General features: G+C 49.3%; 8 protein-coding genes. 3 read left to right on the top strand and 5 right to left on the bottom strand.

Annotation, left to right across the window (positions count from 1 at the left end; translation table 11 throughout):
• A partial coding sequence (locus Q0438_RS03215) for a M20/M25/M40 family metallo-hydrolase (protein ID WP_299187318.1) occupies positions 1-344 on the top strand: 344 nt, incomplete at its 5' end.
• Positions 345-869: 525 nt separating this feature from the next.
• Here the strand turns inward: Q0438_RS03215 and Q0438_RS03210 are convergent.
• A complete protein-coding gene (locus Q0438_RS03210) occupies positions 870-1,439 on the bottom strand; it encodes an NAD(P)H-dependent oxidoreductase (protein WP_299187315.1) in 570 nt (189 codons plus the stop codon).
• 255 nt (positions 1,440-1,694) lie between these two features.
• Complete coding sequence (bcp, locus tag Q0438_RS03205) at positions 1,695-2,222, bottom strand: thioredoxin-dependent thiol peroxidase (protein ID WP_299187312.1); 528 nt, start codon at positions 2,220-2,222, stop codon at positions 1,695-1,697.
• 247 nt (positions 2,223-2,469) lie between these two features.
• Here bcp and Q0438_RS03200 point away from each other — a divergent pair, with 247 nt between their 5' ends.
• Together Q0438_RS03200 and Q0438_RS03195 are read left to right on the top strand one after the other, a co-directional pair.
• Positions 2,470-3,441, top strand: coding sequence for a hypothetical protein (locus Q0438_RS03200; protein WP_299187309.1), 972 nt, complete (start codon positions 2,470-2,472; stop codon positions 3,439-3,441).
• Positions 3,442-3,647: 206 nt separating this feature from the next.
• Complete coding sequence (locus Q0438_RS03195; protein ID WP_299187307.1) at positions 3,648-4,196, top strand: NAD(P)H-dependent oxidoreductase; 549 nt, start codon at positions 3,648-3,650, stop codon at positions 4,194-4,196.
• Positions 4,197-4,762: 566 nt separating this feature from the next.
• Here the strand turns inward: Q0438_RS03195 and Q0438_RS03190 are convergent.
• From Q0438_RS03190 to Q0438_RS03180, 3 genes are all read right to left on the bottom strand, one after another.
• A complete protein-coding gene (locus Q0438_RS03190; protein ID WP_299187304.1) occupies positions 4,763-5,188 on the bottom strand; it encodes a TOBE domain-containing protein in 426 nt (141 codons plus the stop codon).
• Positions 5,189-5,486: 298 nt separating this feature from the next.
• Positions 5,487-5,840, bottom strand: coding sequence for a DUF488 domain-containing protein (locus Q0438_RS03185; protein ID WP_299187301.1), 354 nt, complete (start codon positions 5,838-5,840; stop codon positions 5,487-5,489).
• On the bottom strand, positions 5,827-6,081 hold the full coding sequence (locus Q0438_RS03180) for a hypothetical protein (RefSeq protein ID WP_299187298.1): 255 nt from the start codon (positions 6,079-6,081) through the stop codon (positions 5,827-5,829). The genes Q0438_RS03185 and Q0438_RS03180 overlap by 14 nt, the downstream gene beginning before the upstream one ends.
• Positions 6,082-6,390: the final 309 nt, after the last annotated feature.

The raw sequence follows: 6,390 nt of genomic DNA, 5'->3' as shown, positions 1-6,390 counted from the left end.
AAACTGCGGACGGGCTTCGCGCGATCTGGGGCGATCGGATCGAAATTTCGCTAAATGATCGCTATAAAAACGTCTATAACTTTTTGAAAAACGACGATGCACCGGCAATTCAGTTTGCGAAGCAGGCTTTTAAAAGCCTAAACATCGAGCCCAAGATCAAGCCTATGCGAGGCGGCTACGACGGCGCCGTCATCTCGGCAAAGGGGCTGCCGTGCCCGAACCTCTTTACCGGCGGGCACAATTTCCACTCGATCTACGAGTATCTGCCCGTAAGCTCTTTAAAAGCGGCGAGCGAAGTGGTTAAGTGTATCATAACGCTGGCGGCAGAGGGGGCGCGAGCTTAGCTCGGCCGCTTTCTGCTCCGCACGTAGATTTGATTTTAAATTTAGCTCGTTCATTCCGCCGCGAAATTTTACCTTGCTCGGCAGAATTTTATCTAGCGGACGGAATTTCGCCGGCAAGGTGAAATTTTATTTTGTAGGCGGAATTCCGCGCGGCTATAAAATTTTGCTTTGCTCTGCTGAGCAAGCGTCTTGGCTAGACAAAAGGCGCGCTGTAAAATTTTGCCGCGACTGCTTTACGGCTCATCCATTATCGCGTCTTTAACGCTCTTTGCAGACGGCGCGACCGCGCATTCTTGCAGCTTGTCGCGTTAAACCGCGGCAAATTTTATATTTCGATGATTTAGATGAGCCGCAAAATAGGCTGTATTCTTTGGCAGAATTTTATTCCCGTGGCAAGCAGAGAGGGCTAAATTTAAGCATCCCGTTTGAAATTTCATCGCAGCTTTCTTTATTCTAAAGGCGCAATGTGTGCCCCAAAAAAGTCTAAATTTAAAATTTAGCCCCAAAACCTAGCTTGGTTTTAACTTAAAATTTTTTACTCGCGCTCTTTGTGCCTAAATTTTTTAAAAATTCCGCGTACTCCGCCGCGCCTTTTTCTATCTGTTCGGTGCTACTTTGATAATCGACACCCGGCGTCTCCTCGGCGCCGTAAAACGCGAAAAATCCGCGCCAGTCGGCATGAAAATAGTAACGGAATGCGAGCTCAAACGGCGCTAAAATCTGCTCCATCGTGAAATGATACCGCCCGCTAGGTGCGTAGTCGGCGCACTTGATGCCGGCACTCACCGCCAGCGCCACGGCGCGCCCACGAATGCCCTCGCTCGTGCGCCCGTAGGCAAACCCATACGTCATCGTCGCGTCGATCCAGCTTTTTAAAATCGCGGGCGAGGAGAAATTGTGCAGCGGAAATTGCAACACCAAGGCGTCGTGAGCTTTGATTATCGCGCGCTCGCGCTCGCCGTCTATTTCGCCGCTAGGATACTCGCGCGCTAGGTCGCGCACGGCGAAATTTTGTGCGGCGGCCTCTTTCAAAAACCGCTTGTTTATGATCGAATTTTTAATGTCGGGGTGAGCCAGGATGATTAAATTTTTCATATTTTTCCTTTAAAATTTTGGTTTGGGGCGATAAAATTTGCCGCTAAAATCGCACTTAGAGCTCCGCTTCAAAAATTTAATTTTCAACTGAGCGACGGAATTCTAAGACAAAATTTCAAGGCCAAATTTTAATGCCGAAGCTTCGGCGCTTAAATTTTACGCCGAAATTCCATAGCAAATTTCAGTGCATAAATTTCATATTAACGCTTAGTGCTCAATGCGCCGGGCTCTATTTCAAAACACTAGTTTGGCGCTTTATTTCCCCGCAGCTAGTAGATCCGCGAGCACTTTTGCGGCGTGATCCTTTGCCTTGACGCTTTTATAGACTTTTAAAATTTTGCCGTCCGCACCAATCAGAAAGGTCGAGCGCACGATGCCCAGATACTCGCGCCCGTAGTTTTTGCGCACCTGCCACGCGCCGTATAGCTTGGCTACCTCGTGCTGCGGATCGCTCAGCAGGATGTGCTTTAGGCTTTGCTTGGCGATGAAGCCCGCGTGAGATTTGGCGCTGTCGGGGCTGATGCCGACGATCACGCAATCTGCGGCGATAAAATCATCGTACACGGCGCTAAATTCGCATGCTTCGGTCGTGCAGCCGGGGGTGTTGTCCTTGGGGTAAAAATACAGCGCGACCTTTTTCCCCGCGAAGTCCTTTAGCGCGACGCTCGCTTCGTCGGCGTTTTGCAAGCTAAACTCGGGCGCCGCATCTCCCGCTTGCAGCGTAATTTTGCGCTCGCGATCCTCTGTGCTGAACTCGTCTTCGATCCGTGTTTTTCTCTGCATATCGTGTCCTTTTTTTGAAATTTTCGGGCTCGTAGCCCAAATCGCGGCTAAATTTTAATCTTTTTTCATAAATTTATCCTTGCTTGGATGAAATTTTGCTCCGCGTCGCAGCTGTGCGCGAAACGAGCCGCACGAAGAGCCTTAAATTTAGCGGCTCGTGATATAATTTTATGCGAGCTAAATTTAAAACCCGCCCGCAGCGAGCAGATTTATAAAATTTACGCAGCTGCGCGCGCAAAGGAGAAAAATGGCACGGCTAAAACTCAGAACTGAAATTTTATGGCGGAAGCGACTTGAAAACGGTATGTTCGGCGGCATCGCGCCTACGCAGGATCCGTTCGACGCGGACGTATTTTACATCGCGGACGGCTGGGGCAGCTCTTACGCCTCTATGCACCTGCGCCGCATGAGCTTTGCTACGGGCGAGGAAACGGCTAGCGCGCTGCTTCGAAACGCCGTGCGCTGCATGCATTTTAGCGCGGACGCGCAGCACATTTTCGCCGTGACCGATAGTAAAATTTACCGCCTGCATAGGGGCTCGCTGCAGATAGAGGAAAAATATGAAAAAGGCGTGCCCAAATACTCCGACTTCGTCGCGGGGAACGAGCAGGGCACGCTTGTTTTACTAAACCGCTCAGGCGGCAGCGTTGCGGCCTTTAACTACGCGCAGGGCGGCGTGAGCAAAAAGCGGCTGAAGGATGAGGGTTGTCGCCTGCTACTGCGCGGCAGCGACGGGCGCTATCTCATCGCATCGCCGGTGCGGGGCTGCGTGCAGCGATACGACGTCGCAAAAGATAGGGTAGAGATACTCTTTGAGGTCGGCACCTTTGACGCCGCGCAGCTTGATAATGCGGGAAATTGGTACTTTCACCCCGTAATTTACGTCCCCGCTAAAATTTGCGACGGGCACGGCGAGGGCGCGCGGATGACACTCTCGGGTAAAATTTTAATGCTCGGCGCGGATGGAGCGCGGAGAGAGTGGGATACGGGAGTTAAATTTAAGCAGATGCGCCTTAGCGCGGACGAAAGGTCGCTGTTTTTGCAGAGTGAAAACGGCATTTGGCGCTTTTTGCCGAGCGTTGGGCGGATCGTAAGCGAGATCGTTCTAGATGGGGGCGAGCGGCTGGAGGCATTTTTTGAGCAGCGAAATTTAATGCTTTGCAGCGTAAAAGAAGCAGGCGCACAAAGCCTTATCGCTAGGCGGGTTTTGGAGGTTTAGGCGAGCGCAGGGGTTTGCTTTGCGTCGCGAGCGTGAAAACACTTTGTGGTGTGTGCTTTGAAGTGGCGCGAGAGCGCTCATAGTGATTGCGACGTACAAACTCCGACCTTCATAAGCAAAATAACGCCTCGCTTTCGCAAGCCCTCTTAATCTACTTTTAGCCTTTTGGTGATATAATTTTTCAAAATTTTAACAAAGGAAACAACATGAAAACGCTCGTGATCTTATCGCATCCGAATTTCGCCGCCTCGCGCGTGAACAAAGCCCTATCACAGGTCGCAAAGGGCACCGCCGGCGTGGAAGTGCGCCATTTGGAGGGGCTTTACGGCTTGGACATTGCGCGCATAGACGCCCGCACAGAGCAAGATACGCTAGCGAATGCGGATCGTATCGTATTTTTGTACCCAATGTATTGGCTAAACGTACCGTCTATGCTAAAGGCCTATATTGACATCGTCTTTTCGCACGAGCTGGTGGCTTCGGGCGCGCTTAAAGGCAAGGTCTTGCAGCTCGCGCTAAGCGCTAGTACTCCGCTTGGCGAATACTCTAAGCAGGGTGCAATCGGCTTTAGCATGGATGAAATTTTAACGCCGCTTAAGATTGCGGCAAACTACTGCGGGATGGACTTTGCCGTGCCGTTTATCAGCGGTGGGTTTGAGCCCGGCGAGTTTGGAGATGATGCCGTAGATGCCGCAGCCGCACGCTTTGGCAAACTTTTACGAGGTGAACTAAGCCCCGGCGAGTATCAAATTTAGCAAAGCAAATGCCTGCTACTCGAGACGATGAGCTGAAATTTTGCAAGCGCAAGAGTAAAATTTTCTAACCGCGAAATCGCCTCTTTTAACGAACCGATCGACAAAAGCTCAAAAACCGCCCTGGTTTAGGACGAGGCGAGCGGTTCGATGATCTGTCCGTGCTGCTGTTTATCGGCGGGTGCGGCTAGCGCATACCGCTTTGATCTAGATCGGTTCAGTCTCGGTGCTGGCATCCGCGCGAGGGTCGGTCGCTACTGCGCAAAGCGGCGTCGCGAGCGCACAAAATATGAAAGCAAATCGATATAAGTGAGCGGGCAGAGCAAAGGCAGGTCTACGTTTTAAGATATCCCCTATGTGTAGGTTTTCGCGTAGCATAGACGCAAAGCTCTGCGCAAAACGCACGCCGTATAAAAGCCGAGGTAAGACCGTCTATGGCGTGATTTGAGCTGCTATTAAATTTGATTTATCAAAAGAGGTTTTGAGGAAGGAGCGAAATTGATGAAATTTCGCTCCTTTATTTTGCGATGTTCAAAGTGCGCACATCGCCGTCGCGCGCCGTCGCGGGATTATTTCACGCCGACGATGATTTGAGTAGCTTTGATAATTGCGGTTACTTCATCATCTTTTTTAAGAGCTAAATTCTTAACCGATTCGTTTGTGACGGTTGCGCTTAAATTCTCGCCGCCGACGCTTCTGACGCTGATCTCGGCATTTACCGCGCCCTCTTTAACGGCGGTGATTTTGCCCTTTATTTGGTTGGTCGCGCTTAAGCGTAGATCGTTCTCGCCTTTGGAGATGATGACGCTTGGAGCTTTGAATAAAAATACCGCCTCTTTGCCGGCTTTTAGATCTAGGCTTTTTTCGGAATCGGTCGTGACGGTCGCTTTTAGCACATCGCCGCCCTTAGTTTTGCCTACGATTAGCGAGTTTACCGCACCTGTTTTTACCTCTGTGATCACAACGTTAAGTTGATTTCTTGCACTAATTGCCATTTTTGGCTCCTTCTAAAAAAATTATGGGCGAATATTAGCGGCAAATTCTTAAATGAAATTTAAAAATGCCGGATGTAAGAAATTAATTTAGTTTGTTGCGAAATTATATTGATTGCGTCTTTAAATTTACAGCTCGCGTAACAAAAAATGAATTTAAAAAATTAATCAAGTTCTAAATTTGCATATATAAATTTGAGCGATTTTGTTTGGATTACGACCCCGCTTTTTATAAAATTTCAAAATTTTCGCGGGATTGCGGTGTAAATTTCGCCGCTCGGTTTGCAAAACAGCTCCTTTATCACACCTTGCTTTGCAAGAAATCGCGTAAAATCATCGCGTGGTTGCACTGCTCGTCCTTCGCGGCGTATAGCAGAGTAACCAGCGGCTTATCTTTGAGCACTTTCAAAAACTCCGCTACAGCGGGATTTTGCGAAAGCTCGGCTAGATAAAGTTCCTTAAAATGGGCAAAATTCTCGGGCTTGTGCGCGAAAAGCTTGCGTATCTCGGTGCTCGGCGTTATCTCTTTCGCCCACATATCGATCGGCAGCGCCTCTTTTTTCACGCCGCGCGGCCAAAGCCTGTCGCAAAGCACCAAAAATCCGTCACTTTCACTCAGTTTTTCATAAACGCGCTTGATTTTAAATTTTGGCATATTGACTCCTTCGGTTTAAATTCACGTCGTAAAAATTCGTATCCACGCCGCAGACGGCGCGTTTGCGATAAAATTTTATCGCACCTTGCGCTAAATTTAACCGTCGCAAAAATTCCTCAAGCGCTTTGAGATAAAATTTTGCGACGCATGTCGCGGTAAATTTCATGCGACGCAGCAAATTCCGCGTCCGCAAGACGAAATTTTGCGCGGTTAAAAGCTTGTAAAATTTAGCGCACCTCAAAATTTTAACCGTTTTGCGACAAAATTTCACGCAGCGGGATGGGCGAGATAAATTTCAAAATCGCATCTACGTCGCCCCGTCGCAGTCGCACGATAAAATTTGAAATGCAAGTCCGCGCAGATTAGAGGAGGCGCACTTCATCTGCCGCAGCCGCGCGGTAAATTTAAAATTCTAACGTGCCGCCCGGCAGCTCGCATGCCGTAAAGCGGTACAAGTGGCGGGCGGCGATACGAAATCCTCGTTAATCCTTGATAAAATAATCGCCGTCGAAGCTTACGAGCGAGTATTTGCGCTCGCCCCCAAGCGCCT

The sequence above is a fragment of the uncultured Campylobacter sp. genome (assembly GCF_938030785.1).
Lineage (GTDB): Bacteria > Campylobacterota > Campylobacteria > Campylobacterales > Campylobacteraceae > Campylobacter_B.
The sequence above is the reverse complement of the archived record's forward strand: the minus strand, read 5'-3'. Positions and strand labels throughout refer to the sequence as shown.

What these genes read in the sequence shown, in the direction of transcription:
- Q0438_RS03195 (WP_299187307.1), top strand. Translation starts at nt 3,648, where the DNA reads ATGAAAACGCTCGTGATCTTATCGCATCCGAATTTCGCCGCCTCGCGC.
- Q0438_RS03210 (WP_299187315.1), bottom strand. Translation starts at nt 1,439, where the DNA reads ATGAAAAATTTAATCATCCTGGCTCACCCCGACATTAAAAATTCGATC.
- Q0438_RS03190 (WP_299187304.1), bottom strand. Translation starts at nt 5,188, where the DNA reads ATGGCAATTAGTGCAAGAAATCAACTTAACGTTGTGATCACAGAGGTA.
- Q0438_RS03200 (WP_299187309.1), top strand. Translation starts at nt 2,470, where the DNA reads ATGGCACGGCTAAAACTCAGAACTGAAATTTTATGGCGGAAGCGACTT.
- bcp (WP_299187312.1), bottom strand. Translation starts at nt 2,222, where the DNA reads ATGCAGAGAAAAACACGGATCGAAGACGAGTTCAGCACAGAGGATCGC.
- Q0438_RS03185 (WP_299187301.1), bottom strand. Translation starts at nt 5,840, where the DNA reads ATGCCAAAATTTAAAATCAAGCGCGTTTATGAAAAACTGAGTGAAAGT.